The following is a 22,027-nucleotide window of genomic DNA, read 5'->3' as shown; positions in this document are numbered from 1 at the left end:
GCGCCACAACGCGTGCTGATGACTTCGACCATGACCACTTCCCGCACCTCATCCTACAAGCCTGCGCTCGCGTGGTTCGCCGCGCTGGGCGCCGCGTGGGTGTTCGGCGTCGTCACCCTCGGCGCGTTCACCACCAGTATTCACGCCGGCATGGCCTTCCCCGACTGGCCGTTGTCCAACGGCTCGATCAATCCCGAGGGCTGGCTCACCGAGATCGATAAATTCGCCGAGCATTCGCACCGTCTCTTTGGCATGGTCATGGGCCTGTTCGCCATCGGCCTCGTCGTGTGGTTGCAACTGCGCGAAGACCGCAGCTGGTTGCGCAAACTCGGCTGGACCGCCCTCGCGATCGTGATCGTGCAAGGCATCCTCGGCGGCAAACGCGTGCTGCTGGATTCCATCGCGGTGCCCGGTTTCGAAATGTCGCTCGGCCAGATGCTGCGCATTCCGCACGGCATCCTCGCGCAGGTTTATGTGTGCGTGCTCTTCGCGATCGCCGCGGGCCTTTCGCGCGGCTGGATCGAAGCCACCACGGCCCCCGCCGCAACGCGCCCCGACATCGGTTGCAAAATTCGTTTTCTCTCATCGGTCGCGACCCTGCTGGTCTTCGTGCAGTTGATCGTCGCCGCGGTGATGCGTCACAACAACGCCGGCCTCGCGATCCCGACCTTTCCGCTCACGCCCGACGGCGGACTTATTCCGTCGATGTGGGATTTCCGCGTGGCGATTCACTTCGCCCATCGCGGCATGGCGGTCGTGCTCACCGTCGTGCTCTGCTGGCTGGCGATTTTGCTCTGGAAATCACCCGCCGCCGGTCGCGGTTTTAAATATGCCGCCGGCCTGATCGTGGCGTTGCTCACGGGGCAGATCGTGCTCGGCGCCGTCACGGTGCTCACCTACCGCAATCCGTATTACACGACGGCGCATGTGATCGGCGGCGCGTTGATCCTCGCGACGGTTTTCACCGTCACGTGGTGGGCGCATCGCAACGTGATCGAACGCACCGCCTCAACGCCCCTCGCCGCATGACCACCGACGCCACGCTGGAATCCGCCACCGTCACGCCGAAGGCCCGTTTCGGTGATTACCTCGAACTCACCAAACCGCGGCTGAGCATTCTCTCGGTCCTCACCACGCTGGTCGGCTACGCGGCGGCGCGGCCGGGCTGGCATCCGGTGGAATTCTGGGCGCTGGTCATCGGCACGTGCGCGTGCGCCGGTGGCGTCGCCGCGCTCAACCAGTGGATGGAAAGCGACACCGACGCCGTCATGCCGCGCACCGCCGACCGGCCCATTCCCTCGGGCAAAGTCGCCACGGGCTCCGCGTTCATCATCGGCATCGGCCTGTGCGCGGGCGGACTCGGCACGTTGTTCACTTATATGCATGGCTCGGCGGCGTTCTTCGCGTTGCTGACCATTGTTTCCTATCTGGCCATCTACACGCCGTCGAAGCGCTGGTCGCGCTGGTCCACGGAAATAGGCGCGATCGCCGGCGCATTTCCTCCGCTCATCGGCTGGTCGGCGGCGACCGGCGGCGTGACCGCGCTCGGCTGGATCTTGTTCGCCATTCTCTTCCTCTGGCAGATTCCGCACTTCATGGCCATCGCCTGGACCTACCGCAAAGACTACGGCTCGGTGAACTTCCCGATGTTGCCCGTGCGCGATGGCGAAGGCGGCAAGGTCGCCCGCTGGTCCTTCGTCAACGCCGTCGCCCTCGTCATCGTGTGTCTGCTGCCGCAGTGGCTCGAGCTCGCGAGCATCTATTATACGATCGTGACCGTATTACTGGGGCTCTGGTTTCTGGCCAAGGCAGCGGCGTTCCTGCGTCCTGCGAACCGCGACAAGACCGCGCGCTCCCTCTTTTTTATGACCATCGGCTGGCTGCCCCTCCAACTCGGAGCCTTGGTGGCGGACCGCTTTATCTTCAATTGACCCGACCTATCCGACCTGACCACCGCCCGTGACCCTTAACGACATCCCGCCCCTCAACGCCGCGCTCAACGCGCTCGCCACCGTCTTAATGACGGCGGGGTTCATTTTTATCAAATCGGGCAATAAAACCGCCCATCGAGCCTGCATGCTCTCGGCCGGCGGCGTCTCGGCCGTGTTCCTCGTGGGCTATGTCGCGCATAAGATCCTCAAGGGCATGGCCGCCGGCGCCGGCGAAGCGGTTCACACCAAATTCGGCGGCACCGGCGGCATCGCTCTCGTTTATTATGTGATGCTGATCACCCACGTCATCCTCGCGATCAGCATCGCCTACCTCGTGCCCAAGACCTTCTCGCTCGCTATCAAAGGCGATTTTATCCGCCACAAAGCCTGGGCGCGCGTGGTGTTTCCCATCTGGTATTACGTGAGCATCACCGGCGTGCTGGTTTATTTTTTCCTCTATCAGTGGTGGCCCTCCGCCCGCTGAAAACGACCTTCACCTGCGCTACTAAAGCCACACGCCGTGCTTATGCCGTCGCCCACCGACGTTTATGGCTTGAAATGACTCTCCGCTTCCCGACGCTCTCACCGCTTATTCTCCTCCTATCCACCCGCTTGACCAGCGGGCTTATCCGCCTTTTCGGACAAATGACCTTACCGTCTCTTTCCCACCTGATTAAACCCCGCGCCCTTTCCTGCGCGGCCGTAGCTGCCATGCCTTTATTCCTGGGCGGTTGGTTCAACTGGCTCACCGGCCCCCAATCGACCTTCGATACCCACGGTCCCGTGGCCAAGTCGCAGCTCGACGTTTTCTACGTCACGCTCTGGGTCACCGGCATCACCTTCGTCATCGTCGCCGCCATCATGGCCTACGCCATGTTGAAGTTCCGCGCCCGCAAGACCGATGATCCCAAGGCCGCCATCCCTCACCAGGGCCATGGCAACCCTCTCATCGAACTCAGCTTGATCGGTCTCTCCGTTCTCGCCCTCGTCTTCATCGCCGTCCCCACGCTCAAGGCCATCTGGTATACCTACGATGTCCCCGCCGACCAAAAGGAAACCGCCTACGAGGTCACCGCGACCGGTCTCCAGTGGTGGTTCAAGTTTGAATACCCGAAGGAGCAGATCGACGGCGCGGGCAACCTCGTCACCGCCAACGAACTCATCATCCCCGCCGGCCGTCCCGTGCGCGTCAACCTCCGCACCGCCGACGTCATCCACGCCTTCTGGGTTCCGAAACTCGCCGGCAAGGTCGATATGATGCCGAACCGCGGCAACCACCTTTGGTTGCAGGCCGACCAGCCCGGCTACTTCTGGGGCCAGTGCGCCGAGTATTGCGGCGAATCCCATGCTGTCATGCGTTTCCGCGTGATCGCCCTCAACGAAACCGATTTCGCCGCCTGGCTTGCCCACCAGAAGTCCGCCGCCCGCACCGTCGCCGCCGACGCCAAACTCGACGGTCCCGTCGCAGCCCCCTACGAATTCTCGAACCCCGGCCGCAACGCCCCCGGTTACTCCAAGGAATTTGACAGCGCCCCGTTTGTCGCCTGGCAGAACCAGCAGAAGATCGAGGCCGGCGAAGACCCCGTTCTCATCGCCCAAGGTCGCAAGCTCTTCCAGGAAAAGTCCTGCGCCGGCTGCCACACTGTCCGCGGTCATGAAGGCGTGGGCACCACCGCTCCCGACCTCACTCACCTCGGCGCCCGCACCACCGTTGCCGCCGGTCTCTTGGAAAACACCAAGGCCAATCTTCACCGCTGGATCGCCCACCCGAACGAGGTCAAACCCGGCAACAAGATGTATGTCGGCGTCCCCACCGGTCCTTCCATCATGACCGGCTACCTGGAGATCGACAAAGCTACCGGTGCCACCGTCAAGGAACACATCACGGTGAACGACGCCGAGGCCCGCGCCCTCGTCGCCTACCTGCACAGCCTCAAGTAATTTTCCCGCCACTTTCCGACCTATCTGACCGCCACCATGTCCGCCCACGATACCACCGCCACGGAGAAACGCTCCTGGCTCCTCACCCGCCCGACTGCCAAGACCGGCATCGTCAGCTGGCTCACCACCGTCGACCACAAGAAGATCGGCCTGCTTTACGGCATGTCCGCCTTGTTCTTCTTCCTCGTCGGAGGTTTCGAGGCGCTGCTCATCCGCGTGCAGCTCGCGATCCCGAACAACACGTTCATCTCGCACCAGCTCTACAACGAGCTGTTCACGATGCACGCGACCACGATGATCTTCCTCGCGGTCATGCCCCTCTCGGCGGCGTTCTTTAATTACATGATGCCGCTCCAGATCGGCGCGCGTGACGTCGCCTTCCCGCGACTCAATGGCTTCGCCTTCTGGGTCTTCCTCGCCGGCGCGATCATCCTCAACATCGGCTGGTTCGTGAAATCCGGCGCGCCCGACTCCGGCTGGTTCGGCTACGCCCCGCTCACTTCGAAGGCCTACTCCAACCAATTCGCCACCGACATGTCCACCGACCTCTGGGTCATGGGCCTGCAGATCCTCGGTGTCTCCTCGGTCGTCGGCTCGCTGAACTTCATCGTCACGATCATCAATATGCGCGCGCCCGGCATGACCATGATGCGCCTGCCGGTGTTCACCTGGATGACGCTCGTCACCGCCTTCCTCATCATCCTCTCCTTCCCCGCGATCACCATCGCCTTGGTCGAGCTCATGATGGACCGCTCCTTCGGCACTTCCTTCTTCGATGTTTCCAACGGCGGTCTGCCCATTCTCTGGCAGCACCTTTTCTGGATCTTCGGTCACCCCGAGGTTTACATTTTGATCCTCCCGGCGATGGGCATCGTCTCGGAAATCCTCCCGACCTTCTCTAAGAAGCCCCTGTTCGGTTACCCGATCATCGTGTTCTCCGGCGCGACCATCGGCTTCCTCGGTTTCGGCGTGTGGTCCCACCATATGTTCACCACCGGCATGGGCACCGTCGCCACCGCCGCGTTCTCCCTCATGACCATGGCCATCGCCGTCCCCACGGGCGTCAAGATGTTCAACTGGATCGGCACCATCTGGGGCGGTCACATCCAGATGCGCACCCCGATGCTGTTCGCACTCGGCTTCATGTGGATGTTCATGATGGGCGGTTTCTCCGGCGTGATGCACTCCGCCGCTCCGGCCGACGCCCAGCAGCAGGACAGCTACTTCGTCGTCGCCCACTTCCACTACGTGCTCATCGGCGGTTCGATCTTCGCGCTCCTCGCCGGTATCCACTACTGGTTCCCGCTCATCTTCGGCCGCAAGGTCTCCGAGTTCTGGGGCAAAACGTCCTTCTGGGTCATTTTCGTCGGCTTCAACACCACGTTCTTCCCGATGCACTTCCTCGGTCTGAACGGCATGCCCCGCCGCACCGCCGTATATGATGGCAACATGGGCTGGAACGACGCCAACCTCATCGCCACCGTCGGCGCCTTCATCCTCGGTATCGGCGTCGCGATTTATTTCGGCGTGATGATCTACACCTACTTCAAAGGTGAGAAGACCAACCCCGATACGTGGGATGCCCGCACGCTGGAATGGGCCGTTCCTTCCACGCCCCCGCCCGAGCACAACTTCGACGTCACGCCCACCGTGCACGCCCGTGACGCCTACTGGTATGAGAAAAACCACCAGGCCGAGATCGCTGCGGAGAAAGCTGCGCACGCCAAGGAAGACGAAGCTCATGGCGGCATCCACATGCCCAGCCAGTCGTGGTTCCCGCTCGTGGCCGCCGTCGGTCTGTTCATCGGCGCCCTCTTCTTCGTGAACCACATCATGATCGGCGCCATCGCCGGCGGCGTGATCATGTTCCTCGGTGTTTACCTCTGGGCCGCCGAAGGCCCCGGTGGCTACCACATCCACCTCGATCACAAAAACGATCACAAGAAACACTGAGCCACCCGGACCCGCTTCACCGCATCCGATCTCTCAGCCCTCAACTCTCAGCTCTCAACTTTTCCCTCAGCAATGAGCAATCACGCGGCCTCCGGGGCCATCGACCACCACCACGATCACACCACGACGACGGGTATTCCTAACAAGAAACTCTTCATGTGGGCGTTCCTCGCGTCGGACTGCATGTTCTTCGGCGCGCTCATTTCGACGCACCTGATCTACCGTCTCCACGAGACGCCGAACCAGCCCGACATCCTCGGCCTGTTCTCCCTCGAGCTCACGTCGTTCTCGACGTTCATCCTGCTCATGTCGTCGCTCCTTATGGCGCTCGCGGTCAACGCCTGCCAAAAGGGTCACGTCCCCGCCACGCGCAAGATGCTCCTCGGCACGATCGTCTTCGGTCTGATCTTCCTGCTGTGCCAGGTGTATGAGTTCAGCCACTTCGTCCATGAGAAGGGCCTCACGCTCTCCAGCAGCATGTTCGGCTCGACGTTCTACACGCTCACCGGCACCCACGGCTGTCACGTTGCCATCGGTGTTCTCTGGCTCGTGCTCATGTATATCCGCACCTTCAAGCCCGCCGACGGCAGCCCGTGGATCCTCAAATCCATAGCCCACCTGGCGGTCTTCGGTATCATCACCGTTGCCTCGATCAAAGCCGTCCTCGGTGGCGTCCACGCCATCCACGAATACGGCGCCACCGCCACGGCCGTCTCCGCCTTTGTTCACCACGAGCTCATCGCCCTGCTCGCCGCCGCCGCCAGTTTTGTCGCCCTCTACTTCTTCGCCCGCTCCTCCAAACCGGTCGAGTTCGGCGAAGCCAACGCCATCGATGTCGAGGGCATGGGCCTTTACTGGCACTTCGTTGACATCGTCTGGATCGTGATCTTCACGGCCGTCTACCTGCTCGAATATCTCTGATCTACATTCCATGAGCGCCTCCACCCATACCGTCGCCCCGGCCGATCACGGCCACCACGAGGAAAGCAAATTCCACATCTTCGTGCAGCTCGCCATGATTCTCGCCGTCATCACTGGCGTTGAGATCGTGCTGATCTACATCCCGCTCGCCAAGTGGCTCATCGTCACGAGCCTCGTCGTCCTCTCCCTCGTGAAGTTCATGCTGGTGATCTTCATCTTCATGCACCTGAAGTGGGACAAATTGTTCTGCACGATTCTGTTTTTCATCGGCCTCGTGCTCGCCGGCGGCACCGTCGGCGCCCTGATCGCGATCTTCTCCGCCAAGGACAGCATCCCGCTCAAAGCCCAGGAAATCTACGCCGAACGCGCCGCCGCCCAATAACCGCGCGCTCCATCCGAAGGCGGCTCGTTTCCCCGAGCCGCCTTTTTTTGCGCCCGCATAGTTCCCCGACTCCGTCCCATGATCGACTGGACCCACTGGCATAACGAACCGCACCTCATCGGCGGGCTCATCCTGCTGGGCTGGCTCTACGCGCTTTTCACCGGCCCCCTCCGCGAACGTATCGCCCCCGGCGTCGCCTACCCGCGCGGCAAAGCGATCCAGTTCTACCTTTCCCTTATCGTCTTCTACCTGGCGGTCGGTTCCCCCCTCGACCAGATCGGCGAACGCTTCCTCTTGAGCGGACACATGGTGCAACACCAGCTCATCATGTATGTGGCCGCCGTATTGTTCCTGCTCGGTCTGCCTTCGTGGCTCGTCTCCACGGTCACCGGCCGCCCCCGCCTGAAACCGGTGATCGGCCTGCTCACGCATCCGCTCATCTGCGGACTCCTCTACATGCTCGTCTATTCGATCTGGCACGCTCCAGCGCTCTACGACTGGGCCCTGCAAAACCGCTGGGTGCACATCGCCGAGCACGTCATGTTCTTTGGCGCCGCGCTCTTTTACTGGTGGCCGATCATCAGCCCTTCACGTGAATTCCCCGCCCGCCCCTACGCTTCGCAGATGCTCTACCTCATCGGCGTGGTCATCGGCATGACCCCCGTCTTCGCCTTCATCGCCTTCTCCAACGACATCCTTTATCCGACTTACGAATACGCGCCGCGCCTCTTCGCCGGTTTCGGTCCGGCCGAGGATCAGTTGCTCGGCTCCGTCATCATGAAAGCCGGCGGCATGGGCGTGACCTTCATCGTTTTCATCATCGCTTTCTATAAGTGGTATCAGGCCTCCGAGCGCCGCGCCGGCAACGCATGACTCGGGAAATTGCCATCATCTTCGTCCTGCTCGCCGCCACGATGGTGAGCTTCATGCGCGAAAAAATCGCGCCTGATATCACCGCTCTCATGCTCTTCGTCGCGATCATCGCGACCGGCCTACTCTCCCCCGTAAAGGCCTTCTCCGTCTTCGCCAACCCCGCCCCCTTCACCGTCGGCGCGATGTTTGTCCTCAGCGCCGCCCTCGTCCGCTGCGGGGCCATCGAGCTGCTCTCGGGCTTCGTGGAGAAATCCGCCCGCTGGTCCTATCCCGTGGTGATGTTCATCCTCGTGATGATCGTCGCGATCGCCTCGGCGTTTATCAACAACACGCCCGTGGTCGTCGTCTTCCTGCCGGTTGTCCTCGGACTCGCGCGCAAGATGAACCTCGCGCCGTCCAAGCTGCTCATCCCGCTTTCCTACGCGGCGGTTCTGGGCGGCACCTGCACCCTCATCGGCACGAGCACCAACCTCGTCGTCAACGGCATCCTCATCTCCAAAAACCTCCCCGCCTTCAGCATGTTCGAGCTGGCCTGGCTCGGCGTGCCCGCGACCCTCATCGGTGCCGTTTACCTCGCCTTCTGCGGCAAACGCCTGCTCCCGACCCGCGAGATGCTCACCTCCATCCTCACCGACGAAGAGCGCCGCGAATATATCACCGAGGCCTTCGTGCAGTCCGGCTCGCCCGCCATCGACAAAACCCTCATCGACGCCGGCCTCACCCGCGCCAAGGGCATCCGCATCATCGAAATCGTCCGCAATGGCGTCGCGCTCTACATCGAGCCGGAAAAGGTCCTCCTCAAAGCCGGCGACCGCATCATCCTCGCGTGCCGACCGCAGGGCATCGCCGCCACCCGCGGTTTTGCCGGCATCGACCTCATCTCCGAGCTCAAACTCGGCATCGAACAGATCGCCGCCCACGAGGGTTCGTTGGTCGAAGCCGTGGTCAACCCCCACTCCGGCATCGTCGGCCACTCCGTGCGTGAGGTGAATTTCCGCCAGCGTTTCCGCATGATCGTCCTCGCCGTGCACCGCAAGGGCCGCAACGTCCGCGAGCGCCTCGACACCCTCCCGCTCGAAGCCGGCGACATCGTCCTCATGATGGGCACCGACCAGGCCATCGACGCCCTCCGCCAGAGCGACGACCTCATGCTCTTCGATCGCGCGCGCGTTCCCGCCACGTCGCAGAACAAAAAGATGCCCATCGTCCTCGGCGTCATCGCCGCCGTGGTCACCACCGCGTCGTTCAACTGGGTGCCTATCGAGGTCGGCGCCCTCGCCGGTTGCGTCATCGTCTGCCTCACCGGCTGCCTCAAGGCCAACGAGGCCTACGCCTCCATCGAGTGGAACATCCTTTTCCTCATCTACGGCATGCTCGCCGCCGGCCTCGCCCTCGAGCAGACCGGTGCCGCGCTCTGGCTGGCCGGCCACGTCGTCGACGGCGTGCAAGCCATCGTGCCCCCCGACCACAAGGCCATCTTCGTCCTCGGCGCGCTCTACCTCGTCACGACGATCCTCACCGAGCTCCTGTCTAACAACGCCGTGGCCGCCCTCATGGTGCCCATCGCCATCGGCATCGCCACGCAGCTCGGCGTCAACATGCAGCCCTTCGTGATGGTCGTCATGTTCTCCGCCTCCGCCGCCTTCGCCACTCCCATCGGCTACCAGACCAACACCTACGTTTACGGCGTCGGCGGTTACCGCTTCTCCGACTTCGTCAAGATCGGCGTCCCGCTCAACTGCCTTTGCTTCGTCACGTCACTGATCGTGGTCCCGCGTATCTGGCCGTTCTAAGGTGTCCGGCGCGGGACCGCCCGCCCGCAACCCTTCACGCTCACAGCGCCTCGTCCGCTTCAAGCACCGCGAACACCGTCTCCAACCCGCGCCCGTTCAAGTGCGCATACGTCGTCGCCAACGCCACCGGCAGACGTTCCGCCATAGGAAACCCAGCCCGCCCCAAATTTACGGCCACGCGGTTCCATTCAGACGTGCGTGCCGCCTGAGTTCTCACGGCAAACCACGCCGCCACCGTCTCATCATCCCCGCCCGCGGCCGCCACCGCGCGCACCTCGTCCGCGGTCAGCTCGAAAAACGCCAGAAACTGCCCATCCACCCCCGATGCGTGCCCAAACCGCGCCGCATAATCCGGCGCCAGTTCACCCGCATTCAAAAGTCGTGCCTTCGCCAGAATACGCGGCAACCACACACAACCCGCCAATTGCTCGCGCGGCGCCGGTAGCTTCATCAGGTCAGGGGCCCGGCCGCCCTTATTTCTTCTTCGATAGATCGATGATCGCCTGCTTCACCAGCGTCGTCACATCATCCACCTGACTCTTGGCATAGATGATCGAATCCGCACTGGAGCTGTCGTAAATCAGCTCATACTTGAGGCCCAACCCGCCGATGATCAGATACAATTCGGCCTTCAACGCAGCATCGATTTTACGCTCCAAGTGGTAGCGATCCATACCGCCCGCCTTCGGCATCGCCGCCCGCAGATCGATGGGCTTGTTACCATCCATCAGCTTCTTCTGCAGCTCGTCCTGATACGCCTTCTCCGTTTTCACCGCGGCATCAAAACGCTCCTTCACCTCCGCATTCTCCGGCTTCGCAAAATAGTATCCGCGCAACTCCTCCTTGATGGCGCCGAAATTAACCGACGCGATATCCGCCGCCGAAACGGCGACCGCAGACAGAGAAAAAACCAAGGAAAGAAGTAACGATTTCATAAAGGGGTTTCATTGCCGACACACGCACTGAGGCGTTCACCACCCTGACTCTCAAGCAGATGGCGTCTAGGATGTTTTCACTTAACCCACAAAACGCTCCTTCCTCAACGCCACCCGCCCGCCACCGCCATTAGTCACCCCGCACCAGTATCAAAGAGCTTCTACCCGACGCAGCGCCTAGGTCTGACTTGCCAACCTTCCTAGGAACATAGAGGTCCTGATACGTGATCAAGATCTACACCAAAAAGACGGTTCGCACTCTGTCCGTTTCCAACCTGCCCAACGAAGATCTGGAGCACGTCCTTTGGATCGATCTGCTGGATCCGACGGCCGACGAAATCAAGGCCGTGGAAAAAATGGAGAAGATCGAGCTGCCCACGCGAAACGAAGCTCAAGAGATCGAAGTCTCCAGCCGCCTATACATCGAAAACAGCACCTTATTCATGACGGCGACGGTCATGGTCAGAGCAGCGAGTCCAGATTCCACGACCACTCCCGTGACGTTCGTATATCGTCCCAACCGGCTCGTGACCCTGCGCTTTGACGATCCCATGCCCTTCAAAGGCTTTGCGGTCCGCTACGAGCGTAGCCCCGAATTATTCCAAACTCCCCAGAAAGTTTTCCTCGGATTGTTTGATGAAGTGGTTGATCGCATCGCAGACATTCTTGAATTTGTCGCCACCGACCTCAACGACCTGTCCACCTTGATATTCATGGGCGAGAGCCGCGACCCGGGCGCCATCAACTACACCGAAATACTGAAGCGTATCGGTCAAAATGGCGCCCGAACGGCCAACGCACGCGAGAGCTTGGTCAGCCTTCAACGCGTGCACGGATTCTTCACCGAAACATGCGGAAATCTTAGCGGTGAACAAGTGGACGAACACTGGCGTATCACCGGCAAGGACGTCATCGCGCTCGCCGATCACGCCAACTTCGTATCGAGCAAAGTGACGTTCATCCTGGACGCGACTTTGGGCCGGGTAAACAGCGACCAGAACACGATCAACAGTCAGCAGAACAAGATCATCAAATTATTCTCCGTGCTCGCGGTGGTGCTGTTGCCCCCGACCTTGGTCGCCAGCATTTACGGCATGAATTTCAAACACATGCCGGAACTGCAATGGACCTGGGGATACCCCCTGTCGCTCGCGCTGATGCTGGTCTCCGCCGTGGTTCCGTATCTGGTATTCAAATACAAACGCTGGCTTTGATTTCCTTTCGTTACCCCGGCGGATTCAAAGCCCGGGCATCTCAATTTCCCCAAAAGCGGACCGATCATCACCGCATTGCAGGAAAAGGCCCGACACCGCTTGACAAAGCCGGCGATTGAAACATCCCTGCCCTCATCTTGAACCCGAACACGCCTCAGAATAATACTTTCTGTGCCCCCCTGCAAAAAGCGGCGGGTTTGGCGTTTTATATCTTCCCGGCTCAGCCCGGGACCACGGGCTAACCGGTCGGCGCGAGCAAATCGCGTCAACAGACCGAAAGCGCGGGGACCGGGCGAAACGATAAATTAACGAGCTTCGACGCGGTCAGATCTTGGCGCGTTCGCGAGCAATCGGATCTGCGCCGTTGCGCAGATCTTCCTGATCAAACTCCCGCCCGGAGGTGTGTCCAGAAACGACCACGTCGTGGGCTCAGCCTACCTTCACATCATGACCATTCTTCACGTTACCGATTTCCATTTTAATAAGCGCTGGTTCGACTGGCTCCCTGACAACGCCCCGGCCCACGATCTCCTCGTGATGTCGGGCGACATGCTCAATCTTTCCGATGCCGCACCGCATCAGAAACAGATCGATTGGGTCTCCGACTGGATCAACGATTACCCTCGCCCGATCAGCGTGTGCAGTGGCAATCACGATCTCGAGTGGGATTCAGAACTCGAGCTCTGGACCCCCGCATATTGGGTTCGCAACCTGGCGAGCGCCAACGTGTGGGTCGACGGACAGCGCGTCACCCTCGACGGGCTTTCACTACTCAACATCAGCTGCACCACCCGCCCGAAGGGAGGCAACGCAGACATTTGGGTCGTCCACGCTCCACCGACCAAAACGTTGGTCGCCACCCGCACGAACAGCCGTGATGCCGGCGACCCCGATTTGGTTGATCCTATCCGCCGTTATAGCCCGCAGGTCGTCCTTTCTGGCCACGTGCACAATCCCGTTCACTGGCACGAACAAAAGGATTCGACGCTTTATCTCAATCCAGGCCGCGATACCGATGCGCGCTTCCCAAATCACATTCTCCTGCAGACCGAAGACATGAGCTGCCAGCTCATCAGCGCCAAAAAGCAGGAATTCTTACCTAGGCCTGCAGTCGTCGAAAACGACTCCATGTCGACAGTCGCCGCCTAGCTTAACACCCACCCCTGCACCCAACGACCTGCGCCCTTCGGCGCAGGAAAGCGGCCGCCTATTTCCCCCAAAAAAACACCATGAACAACACCCCCATCTACATTTCCCACGACGATAATGCCAAGCTACGCCTGCTGCTTTCCGCCGCGCTCTATTCCAATGCCAGCGCCGCACTGGTAAAGCTCAGGGATGAGCTCGACCGCGCGGTGATCATCGATCCCGCCGCCATCCCGGCAGACATCGTCACCATGGAATCTCTAGTCGAATTCGAAGACCTCTCGACGGGCGAAGTGGAAGAATACACGATCACCTTTCCCGAACGGTCCAACGTCGACGAGAAACGTCTCTCCATTCTCACCCCGATCGGCACCGCGCTCATCGGCTGCCGCGAAGGCGATATCCTCACTTGGAATACCCCGGGCGGAGCCCGTGAGTTGAAAATTCGCCGCGTCCTGGCACCGGCCCCAGCCAGTGCGACTCCCGCCCTCCTGTCGGCTATTTCATGGCGCTAATCGCAGCGTCGTCCACGTGCGCACAGGGGCTGCGGCCCTGTGCGCCTATTCTCAACAACGCGGCATCGTCTGCGTGACCTCCTCATGCAATCCCTCAGTCATTTCACTTCATTTTTTCAGGGTTCGAATTTTGGCCCGGCGGCCATTCTGGTCGTCGCGATCCTGACCACGTATTTATTCGCGCGTGGCCCGCGCGCGCCCACCGAATCTCGTCTTACAGCCGCTTCCGCCAAATCATGGGTTACGGTTCGTGTCATACGCTGGGTGGTCATCGGAATTGCGGCACTCGGAGTGCTTCTCGCGATGGGCATCGATCTAAAGGGGTTGTTATCCCTGCTCGGTGCCGTCCTCAGCCTCCTGGCCATCGGCTTTGTGGCGATGTGGAGCATCCTCAGCCACATGCTCGCCTCGGTGTTGATCGTGGCGTTTCGGCCATTTGAGATGAACGACCAGATCGAGATTGTCGGCGACGACCCCATCCTCGGAAAAGTCGTCGAACTGAGCCTCATCTACACAACCTTACGCACTTCCGACGGAGGCCTACTGCGGATTCCGAACAACCTTTTCTTCCAACGGGTGCTCAAGCGTCACGCGCCCTCAACTCCGGCCAAGGAGAACCTTTTGCCGGCGTAACTCCTCAACAAGGCGATGAAACTAAACGCCGCACATGGGCATGGAGCGTAGCATCAGCACGCCCCCATTGCCCAAAGGAACCGAGGGTTTCCCTCAAACGAATCAGCGCGGGCAACCCAATGGCTTAGCCTCCCGCCCCTCAAACAACTTCAAGCCCCATGAACACCCTCTCTCTTCAGCCAACTCCCTTCATTGCAACGATCAATCAGTCCGAAGCGGCCGCCTTATTACGAAGGCTGGTCACAAACCTGCGCGGCTTCGCCTATCGCCGTCGTTATGATCGGACCTGGACGATGGAATGGGTGAGCGACGCGTTCCATCGTGTCACCGGATACGAAGCACACCGCGTCATTAAAAACCAAAGCCTCTCGTTCGCCCACCTGATCCACCCCGAAGACCTTCCCGGTGTCGCGGCACAAATCCAAAGCGCGTTGATGGCGCGACGACGCACCACCGTTACCTATCGAATAATGGCTGCTCATCACGCCGCCGTGACGGTGGAAGATCGCCTCGTTGGCGTATACGACGCTTCCGGCGCCATCATCGCCATCGAAGGCGTCATCGACCACGCGCAGATCTAAACGCCTTGGACCCGAGCCACGCACCCCACTCCCGCTCGCCGAGCTATTCCCGATTTTCAGCCCGTATTCATTAAAACCATGAGCGAGCTCCCACGCATCTTCCTTGGCGCGACCGGTCTCGCCTACCTCTTGGGCCAACTCGGCTAGCACCGAACGGCCAGCCCCCGAGAGGCGCGATGACCGGAAGCGTATTTACCGCCCGCACGGCAATTCCCGTGCGGTGGCGCTGCTGCGCGCTCATCCGAACCCAACCCGTTCAAGCGCCAATTCCCTCTACAACCCAACAAGCTCCCCAAACCGCGTAATCCATAAATATGAATCAAGAATCCAAATCCGTCCTCAGTAACAATAACCTCCGGCGCATGCATGGGTGGGCTCGCGCCATTTACCCCGATGACTGGCAAGACCGCTGCGCAGTCGTCGCCGAATACCTGTCGCAGCAAGATGAAGATACCTTCGCCCTTCTGATCAAAAAGAACTGGCCCGATGTCTTTGCGATTACCGAAAAAGAATGGCCCGAAGCCTTCGCCGGCTGGAAACCAACCGAGCGATCCAGCAACTAAACAGGCCAACCGGGCCTGTCCGCCATCCGGACAGGCCCTTTACTCGTTCGATGCGTCCATACTGATAAAAACGCGCCCCAACCGGCATGATCGTTGCTAATTATCAATAATTTGACTGCTCCGTTTTTTGTATCCGCCTATATTTTAGATAACAGTAAATAAATGTAAGCACACACGGGATCTTCACAGCCAAAAGCCATAACGGCCTCCACCAAGCTCCGGTCCGGCTTTCGATGATATCTGAAATCCCAAAGATCAGAAATGCCACGAAACAAACAACTCCAAGTTTCCGTTTTTCGCCGACGGCTTTGAAACTAAAAACCAAGAAGACGATGGCTATCAAGAGCCATACACCCGCTTCAACCTCATTAAACATCCGGATTATATTTCGCATCGAGTGAAGCAATGGTAGCTAAATAAATAGAAAAGGAGAAGAACAACCAATCCGACCAGCGCCTGTTTACTTCTGTTTCATTCCCCAAATGTTTTAGATCAGACGCAAAAGCTACAACCATTTGCAGCACATGGTTCTGCCTTATGGTCTGGATTTTATTGATCTCTGGGCCGCTCAAAAGCACCAGCAGCATTTGCTACAGGGACTGCTGGGGCTTGGGTGTGAATCTGCTTCTGTTCGCGATCCTTGCCATAAGCACTAACGACATGACTGTCGAACCATCCATCTAGATCGGTATCCATCAACTCTTCCGCGAGGCCACTTCCAATCCAGAAGCGAAGGCGATCAATACGCCCATCCGAATCGATATCGAAAGCAGTCTGCTGATATGCGGCGTTGTGCCATGCCAATCCTTTCGGAACCGAGATAGGCTGCCACACATCAACCCAAGTGTGGCTATTACAGCCGGTCACGCAGAAGAGGATTACTGCGATAGAAAGGGCGACAGAAACACGATTTTTCATTTTTTTACTGAACGCCTTAGTCAGTGATGGCAGCTGTGGTTGCTTGTAACGACTGGTCGACTCAGTGGTTTTTACACTAGAGGGATTCATCTGCCGAGGTTTCGATTCGGCATTTATTTTGTTTCCGTATTTGTCTGATGGCGGTCCAGAGAATGGGTATTGGTGTGCTACCGATTAGGCCCAATGCGAACGGCATGGGAAAGGACCAATAAAGAGGCTGAACATAGTCTTTCTCCCAATGAAGAGTGTGATACCACAACCCAAAGATCCAAACGCCCACTGACGGGAGCAAAATAGTGAGAACTCCCGCTTTGATCCAAACACTCGAGAGCCATGCTTTCATTTTGCCGAACGCTTTAGATCAGACATGACCGCAGCTGGCGCGGGGCGTGCGCAGCACGACACGTGACAGCTGCGGTCATTGTCTGTAAAGACTGGTTGGGCTCCCTTTTCATAATGTTCCGAAAATAGGGCCGGTGTAATCCGGTATCTTCTTTCCTTCTGATTTCTTGGCTTCCTCGAAATAATAATAGAAGTAAAAAGACAGAAATGGCCGGTGTGCCATCGCATCATATGGATCGTCAATAAGTCTAGCCTTCCAAGCTTCATTTCCGCTCGGAATAATTGGGGCGCTAACACGCAATTTAGCGATGGCGGGCGCAGCTCTATTCAGCGTGATAAACACCTCTGGATTAAAATCCTTCTTTTCCGCGAGCAAGATCAAGTATGTCGCCAGATAATTAATATACATTAAGCTTTCCGGCTTTTCCGGTTCTTCCGAAATTTTGTCCGTCAGTGCCTTAATAAATAGGACCGGACTCTTAACGTCTGGTATCGATGGGCCGGTAATGAACTTTGAATTATCGGCCATCAAACTGACGTAACTGAACAAAAAGACTGCTAGATAGCGCATGATTTATTTTTTCCGAATGATAAACGTGAGCCGCGCCAGCTATGGTCGTTGCCCTTAGCGCCCAGTTCGGCTCTGTTGTTTTCTTATTCCACTGAGGGAGGCACTGCAACCCTTTGATTCGGCATGTCGCCCTCTTCTATAAAAGTGTCTATTTGTATTTCGGCTCGCACCACGCGCTGCCCATTTTCGATATCCATGACATAATGCTTTCCCTCCGGATTATCCAGCTTGGTCGAGTGAAATGCCCAGGCCGCAATAAGAGTCCCCTCCTCATCAAAGAAAACTGCCGTAGCTTGAATACTTCCGATCCTTAAATCTGAATTATTTACGAATCGATACCTTAGACTTCCCCCCCGCCCGGTGTCCGAAGAGTCGAAGTAAACGTCGGTGCAACTAAGTTTTGGAAGATATTTAAGCTGGCGAGCAACATAGGCCTTCTCGATACGATTGTCTGAGTAGAGGTAACTGATTTCAATAGGCGGAACAAAAGAATCTATGCCCTCGCCGCCTGTTAAAAAATATCGGCTCTCCCCGGCAGGCACTATGCAACCAGTAACGGTATGCATAAGGCTATTGGCTACACTAGGAAGAGAGACTTTCAAAACCGGAAAAACTAGGGTCTTATCAGAGGTATTTTTAAGAACTCCGCACACACGATAGGAATTAATTCCGTATACTGTGTAGTTTAACATTACAGCGGTATCAGCAACTTCGACGGGAGATTTTCGTAGAAGGCTATAGCTACAGAAAATCAACGCAGTTGATATAATCAACAAATTACGAGTCTTCATTTTTGACGAATATTTGAGGTCAGACACGAATCGCGCCGGCGTGGAATGTGCAGCTCGGAGCACATTCCGTGACAGTGCAGTCCGTTATCTGTAGTGACTGGTTGGGCTCCGTGATTTTCATGTTCGTGAGCGCTCCCAAAGTAGCGCTGATCCCATGTATATAATAATCATCAATAAATGGATGACGGTCACTAATAACGCGCCTTTCTTCGGCGCGCTTCGTATCCAAAAGCGTGCGTAGATTACTCCATAAGCGGCGAACTGGATGGCGTGAAAAATCCATGCGAAATAAAATAGATCCTTTATGTCGCCGATAAGCAAAACGATCCACAGCAAGAAAAAGTAGCAGGCAGGGAATAAAAATACTGAGAATAACCAATCTCCCGACTGCCTAAATGCAGCATCTAGAGCGATGCATATCGCACACGCGATGCATGCGAATATGGCCGTAAGTCCGATTTTAGCTTTTGTCGTCATGCATTTGCCCAACGCTTTAGATCAGACGCGATCTGCGCTGGCTCGGAGCACGATCCGTCACAGTGCAGATCGTTGCCTGTGGCGCTTGGTTCGACTCCGCTTTAATTATAATACTGGGCGCCATAAATTGATATGAGATAGTGGCCGTCTGGCTGTGCCGCTGAATCAATCTTAAAATGCCAGGGATAATCCTTATTAAGCTTCGATGACACAATTTTTTGGATCGGAAATACAGCCTCTTTTGATTCGGAAAAAATGGCTGCTATTTCTGCTCTTTCTTTTTCGCCTCCCAAAATTTCTATCTTCACTTCGTTCCCTGTTAGGCTCGGGAAAGTCTCAAGCCGTGATATTCTTACACTTGCAGGAAAGTCTAGCGTGGTATCACGAAGGGCGGTTTTCACGTCTTGCGGCGTAGGCGAAATGATGACTTTCGGACTTAGGTCGCCACAGCCTGATAAAGCGACCGCTACGACTAAAAGACATATGAGAAAGAGGTTTTTCATTTTGCCGAACGCTTTAAGTCAGACATGACCTTCGCTGGCGCGACGGGTGCGAAGCAGCCGGCGTGACAGCGAAGGTCATTGCCTGTAGTGACTGGTTCGGCTCCGTTTTCATTCTTCGCGCTTGTGTGTATATGCTGCGTAAAGTGATAGCAGCCCCATGAGGATAGACGCAATAATCATGAATAGAACCATAAACGAATCCTTCTTTTTCATATCATCGGGGAATCTGGCGATTCCTAGGATAAGCCCAAGAAGACCACAAACGAGCCATCCGATTAAGAAAGGGTTAGAGCTCATAATTTTATTGCCGAACGTTTTAGATCAGACATGCGGTTTGCTGGCGCGACGGGGTGCGAAGCAGCCGGCGTGACAGCAAACTGCATTGTCTGTAACGACTTGTTAGGCTCCGTTTTCTTTTTCATCTAATAGCTTAATCAAAAGTCTCTCGGCAGGAGATGCGAAAAGGTGCGGACCAAAAACGACGCCTATCAGAAAAACTCCACTTGCTGCCATCATGTAATATGCAACTCGCTGTTTGCATGGGCCTTGTTCTACCAGGGGCTGTCTGTCGATTTTCTTTTTTTCATCATTTCCTAATCGTAGTAATACGAGCAAAGCAATCATCCATAGAATTATAAATACTACGCCTAGGTGGGGCCGTTTAATTTTCCGCCGTGCGGAGGCGATAATCTTTTGTTCTGCTGGCGACATTTCGTTTTGCCTAACGCTTTAGATCAGACATGACCGCAGCTGGCGCGGGGCGTGCGCAGCACGACACGTGACAGCTGTGGTCATTGTCTGTAACGACTGGTTCGGCTTCATTTGATTTTTAGGGTCTGCGGCTGAATGACCGAAGTAACTATAAAGTAAAATTGAGGCTGAAATGGCATCTGGGAGACTTTGCCGTCCACGTCAGGACGCCCAACCCATCTTACAGATTCATATCCTTTCAGGATGCATCGCTCGTTACTTGGTAATACGCAATTATCAAGTAATATGCCCACTGGCTTATCAAGCTTGTGCTCACCAATCGTATCGACCCACAAGCCCTTGCGGTCATGATCTCCTCTGCCGGGTTTCTGACTTATTCCTTCGATAGTGAGCGGGCTACCAATATAATAACCTAATATACCAATAGGGGCATTGATCGAGCGATCTTGGTCCGGCTGCTGGGCTGGCGCGTCTGCGCCAAAAGATTTCAGGCACGCCAGCGTAAGGGCGATAATGACGATGTAGGGTTTCATATTTTTGCCGAACGCTTTAGATCAGACATTTCGTGCGGTGGCACACAAAGCGGCTCCGCCGCGACTGTGACACTGCACGAAATTGTCTGTAACGCCTGGTTCGGCTCCGTGGTTTTTGTTTCTGGCTCCAGAGATATTCATGCGCGTGGGTTCGATTTTCTTTAAGCTGATGTTTTTTTTCGTATCTACAGCTTCGCCCCGTCGCTTCCGTATATCAGCGACATGGTTTTAATTTTTTCGGGCCGATGGTTCACCGCGCAACCTCGGTCTTATATTGCCGAACGATTCAGATCAGGCGCGACACGCGCTGGCCCGACGGGTGCGAAGCAGCCGGCGTGACAGCGCGGGTCGTTGTCTGTAACGCTTGGTTCGGCGGTATGGTTTTATTTCTTTTCATCGAAGGCTTGAATGACAACTCCGCCAAAATGCGCTTGGCGTGCGAAGCAACGAATTCCCTGAACTATACATTCGCGCGATTTTCTTTCTTCTCCGGTGTCCGCATAGGTAATAACAATTCCATCTCCTTCATGTGTATTTGTGATAGCCAATTGCCGGCCGGACTCGTCTTCGATATTCGCTGAACACGTCGCGCAAACATAGAGCGGGTATCGCTTGTTTTCGCGCTTTTCGCTTCCGCAAACCGGGCAATGTAATCCGGGGTCTTTCATTTTGCCGAACGTCTTAGGTCAGACATGCGCTTCGATGGCGCGGCGGGTGCGAAGCAGCCGACGTGACAGCGAATCGCATTGTCTGTAGCGCATGGTTCGGCTCATTCGTTTTTTACTCAGATCTAAGTTTCGTGTTAATTGCGTCGACCTGCTCTTGCGTAAGACTCGCTCCGTCGGGTGCGATAATCTTAAAATTGGGGAAAAGATATACTGTGTAAATCAAGGCCTTATTTTTATCCATCCATTTTATGGATCGTGCGGGGCCCTCCTTGCTGAATTCTGGAAGTTCATACGCATATAGGCGTCCAGCTTCATTGTAGTAGTCGCTCTGTATGAAATTTCCGGCATCATTCAGGTGTCGAATGATTCTGGTTTTGAGGACTCCTTTGGCTGTAATAAACTGCTCTTCCGCTTCTTTTTTCTCGGGCCTTTTAATTATGATGTGCCTTGATCCATCTGCTGTGATGGTTTCGATTGGTTTTTCTTCCGCAATCAGGGTGCTAGCCGTGAAGCATGCCGTAAATATGGTAAGATTCCATAGGCTGAAAAGCCGTGAGGGTTTAGATTTGGTAAACGCTAAGTGCATGGTGTAGTAATCTTTGTTTTTTGCCGAACGCTTTAGATCAGACATTTTGTGCGGTGGCACACAAAGCGGCTTCGCCGCGACTGTGACACTGCACGAAACTGTCTGTAACGACTGGTTCGGCTCATTTTGATTTTCGTATTTTTTCGATTTCTTGCATGATTCGAGGCTGAAGAATCGAAAGATAGCCCCAATACATAAATCCGAATCCAAGAACCGCTTTCGTGGCGATATTCCCAACTGAGTTCCGGTCTTCGTATCTGGGATATAGTGCGCTAGTAATCGCGGTTGAGGTAAAAATGGCAAAAGCTATGATGAACGCTAAATGCCACTTTATTCGGGGATTCCTTTTGAATGCCTGTTGCTTGAGCATCCGTTTTTCCGATTTGGGTAAGTCATAGAAGTTCATAATGATTTTGCCGAACGCTTTAGATCAGACATTTCGTGCGGTGGCACACAAAGCGGCTCCGCCGCGACTGTGACACTGCACGAAATTGTCTGTAACGACTGGTTCGGCTCCGTGGTTTTTGTTTCTGGCTCCAGAGATAT

The 22,027-nt window shown here is 56.6% G+C and carries 25 protein-coding genes; 15 read left to right on the top strand and 10 right to left on the bottom strand.

Features of this window, described 5'->3' with window-relative positions; translation table 11 throughout:
- Positions 1-30: 30 nt before the first annotated feature.
- The 9 genes from FPL22_RS00125 to FPL22_RS00085 all read left to right on the top strand — a co-directional run bounded on the left by FPL22_RS00125 (position 31) and on the right by FPL22_RS00085 (position 9,794).
- Entirely contained in the window at positions 31-1,029 is a 999-nt protein-coding gene (locus FPL22_RS00125) for a COX15/CtaA family protein (protein ID WP_238991261.1), read from the top strand.
- The gene (gene cyoE, locus FPL22_RS00120) at positions 1,026-1,931 is read left to right on the top strand and encodes a heme o synthase (protein ID WP_144228093.1); all 906 of its coding nucleotides are present in this window, start codon (positions 1,026-1,028) and stop codon (positions 1,929-1,931) included. The genes FPL22_RS00125 and cyoE overlap by 4 nt, the downstream gene beginning before the upstream one ends.
- A gap of 28 nt (positions 1,932-1,959) precedes the next feature.
- Entirely contained in the window at positions 1,960-2,415 is a 456-nt protein-coding gene (locus FPL22_RS00115) for a DUF420 domain-containing protein (protein ID WP_144228092.1), read from the top strand.
- A gap of 227 nt (positions 2,416-2,642) precedes the next feature.
- The gene (gene coxB / locus FPL22_RS00110; RefSeq protein ID WP_238991260.1) at positions 2,643-3,872 is read left to right on the top strand and encodes a cytochrome c oxidase subunit II; all 1,230 of its coding nucleotides are present in this window, start codon (positions 2,643-2,645) and stop codon (positions 3,870-3,872) included.
- 36 nt (positions 3,873-3,908) lie between these two features.
- On the top strand, positions 3,909-5,825 hold the full coding sequence (gene ctaD / locus FPL22_RS00105) for a cytochrome c oxidase subunit I (RefSeq protein ID WP_144228090.1): 1,917 nt from the start codon (positions 3,909-3,911) through the stop codon (positions 5,823-5,825).
- Between the two features lie 72 nt (positions 5,826-5,897).
- The gene (locus FPL22_RS00100) at positions 5,898-6,746 is read left to right on the top strand and encodes a cytochrome c oxidase subunit 3 (protein WP_144228089.1); all 849 of its coding nucleotides are present in this window, start codon (positions 5,898-5,900) and stop codon (positions 6,744-6,746) included.
- 10 nt (positions 6,747-6,756) lie between these two features.
- On the top strand, positions 6,757-7,128 hold the full coding sequence (locus tag FPL22_RS00095; RefSeq protein WP_144228088.1) for a cytochrome C oxidase subunit IV family protein: 372 nt from the start codon (positions 6,757-6,759) through the stop codon (positions 7,126-7,128).
- A gap of 78 nt (positions 7,129-7,206) precedes the next feature.
- Positions 7,207-8,001, top strand: coding sequence for a cytochrome c oxidase assembly protein (locus tag FPL22_RS00090; RefSeq protein ID WP_144228087.1), 795 nt, complete (start codon positions 7,207-7,209; stop codon positions 7,999-8,001).
- Positions 7,998-9,794, top strand: a complete 1,797-nt coding sequence (locus FPL22_RS00085) for an SLC13 family permease (protein WP_144228086.1) — start codon at positions 7,998-8,000, stop codon at positions 9,792-9,794. Before FPL22_RS00090 ends, FPL22_RS00085 begins: the two co-directional genes overlap by 4 nt.
- 40 nt (positions 9,795-9,834) lie before the next feature.
- On the opposite strand, the gene FPL22_RS00080 is transcribed toward FPL22_RS00085, so the two are convergent.
- A complete protein-coding gene (locus tag FPL22_RS00080; protein WP_144228085.1) occupies positions 9,835-10,245 on the bottom strand; it encodes a DUF5069 domain-containing protein in 411 nt (136 codons plus the stop codon).
- A 22-nt stretch (positions 10,246-10,267) separates the two neighbouring features.
- Positions 10,268-10,729 carry a hypothetical protein gene (locus FPL22_RS00075; RefSeq protein ID WP_144228084.1) on the bottom strand — a complete coding sequence of 154 codons (462 nt, stop codon included), beginning with the start codon at positions 10,727-10,729 and terminating at the stop codon, positions 10,268-10,270.
- Positions 10,730-10,953: 224 nt separating this feature from the next.
- On the opposite strand from FPL22_RS00075, the gene FPL22_RS00070 reads away from it, so the two are divergent.
- The 6 genes from FPL22_RS00070 (at position 10,954) to FPL22_RS00045 (ending at position 15,381) form a co-directional block, all read left to right on the top strand.
- The gene (locus FPL22_RS00070) at positions 10,954-11,943 is read left to right on the top strand and encodes a magnesium transporter CorA family protein (RefSeq protein ID WP_144228083.1); all 990 of its coding nucleotides are present in this window, start codon (positions 10,954-10,956) and stop codon (positions 11,941-11,943) included.
- A gap of 402 nt (positions 11,944-12,345) precedes the next feature.
- Positions 12,346-13,092 (top strand): metallophosphoesterase family protein, encoded by a 747-nt coding sequence (locus FPL22_RS00065; RefSeq protein WP_144228082.1) that lies wholly within the window; start codon positions 12,346-12,348, stop codon positions 13,090-13,092.
- An 80-nt stretch (positions 13,093-13,172) separates the two neighbouring features.
- A complete protein-coding gene (gene rnk / locus FPL22_RS00060; RefSeq protein WP_144228081.1) occupies positions 13,173-13,604 on the top strand; it encodes a nucleoside diphosphate kinase regulator in 432 nt (143 codons plus the stop codon).
- Between the two features lie 84 nt (positions 13,605-13,688).
- On the top strand, positions 13,689-14,237 hold the full coding sequence (locus FPL22_RS00055; protein WP_144228080.1) for a mechanosensitive ion channel family protein: 549 nt from the start codon (positions 13,689-13,691) through the stop codon (positions 14,235-14,237).
- Between the two features lie 158 nt (positions 14,238-14,395).
- Positions 14,396-14,818: a PAS domain-containing protein gene (locus FPL22_RS00050; RefSeq protein WP_144228079.1), complete on the top strand. Its 423-nt coding sequence runs from the start codon at positions 14,396-14,398 to the stop codon at positions 14,816-14,818.
- Between the two features lie 314 nt (positions 14,819-15,132).
- On the top strand, positions 15,133-15,381 hold the full coding sequence (locus FPL22_RS00045; RefSeq protein WP_144228078.1) for a hypothetical protein: 249 nt from the start codon (positions 15,133-15,135) through the stop codon (positions 15,379-15,381).
- Positions 15,382-15,930: 549 nt separating this feature from the next.
- Here the strand turns inward: FPL22_RS00045 and FPL22_RS00040 are convergent.
- From FPL22_RS00040 to FPL22_RS00005, 8 genes are all read right to left on the bottom strand, one after another.
- On the bottom strand, positions 15,931-16,389 hold the full coding sequence (locus FPL22_RS00040) for a hypothetical protein (RefSeq protein WP_144228077.1): 459 nt from the start codon (positions 16,387-16,389) through the stop codon (positions 15,931-15,933).
- 361 nt (positions 16,390-16,750) lie between these two features.
- Positions 16,751-17,212: a hypothetical protein gene (locus FPL22_RS00035; RefSeq protein ID WP_144228076.1), complete on the bottom strand. Its 462-nt coding sequence runs from the start codon at positions 17,210-17,212 to the stop codon at positions 16,751-16,753.
- A gap of 83 nt (positions 17,213-17,295) precedes the next feature.
- Positions 17,296-18,030, bottom strand: coding sequence for a hypothetical protein (locus FPL22_RS00030; protein ID WP_144228075.1), 735 nt, complete (start codon positions 18,028-18,030; stop codon positions 17,296-17,298).
- A 551-nt stretch (positions 18,031-18,581) separates the two neighbouring features.
- Positions 18,582-18,983, bottom strand: a complete 402-nt coding sequence (locus FPL22_RS00025; RefSeq protein ID WP_144228074.1) for a hypothetical protein — start codon at positions 18,981-18,983, stop codon at positions 18,582-18,584.
- 399 nt (positions 18,984-19,382) lie between these two features.
- Positions 19,383-19,607, bottom strand: coding sequence for a hypothetical protein (locus tag FPL22_RS00020; protein ID WP_144228073.1), 225 nt, complete (start codon positions 19,605-19,607; stop codon positions 19,383-19,385).
- Positions 19,608-19,801: 194 nt separating this feature from the next.
- The gene (locus FPL22_RS00015; RefSeq protein WP_144228072.1) at positions 19,802-20,227 is read right to left on the bottom strand and encodes a hypothetical protein; all 426 of its coding nucleotides are present in this window, start codon (positions 20,225-20,227) and stop codon (positions 19,802-19,804) included.
- Between the two features lie 383 nt (positions 20,228-20,610).
- The gene (locus tag FPL22_RS00010; protein WP_144228071.1) at positions 20,611-20,895 is read right to left on the bottom strand and encodes a hypothetical protein; all 285 of its coding nucleotides are present in this window, start codon (positions 20,893-20,895) and stop codon (positions 20,611-20,613) included.
- A 112-nt stretch (positions 20,896-21,007) separates the two neighbouring features.
- Entirely contained in the window at positions 21,008-21,526 is a 519-nt protein-coding gene (locus tag FPL22_RS00005) for a hypothetical protein (protein WP_144228070.1), read from the bottom strand.
- Between the last annotated feature and the right edge of the window lie 501 nt (positions 21,527-22,027).

The sequence above is a fragment of the Rariglobus hedericola genome (assembly GCF_007559335.1).
GTDB classification, from domain to species: Bacteria; Verrucomicrobiota; Verrucomicrobiia; order Opitutales; family Opitutaceae; genus Rariglobus; species Rariglobus hedericola.
This window is presented reverse-complemented; position numbering and strand designations above follow the sequence as displayed.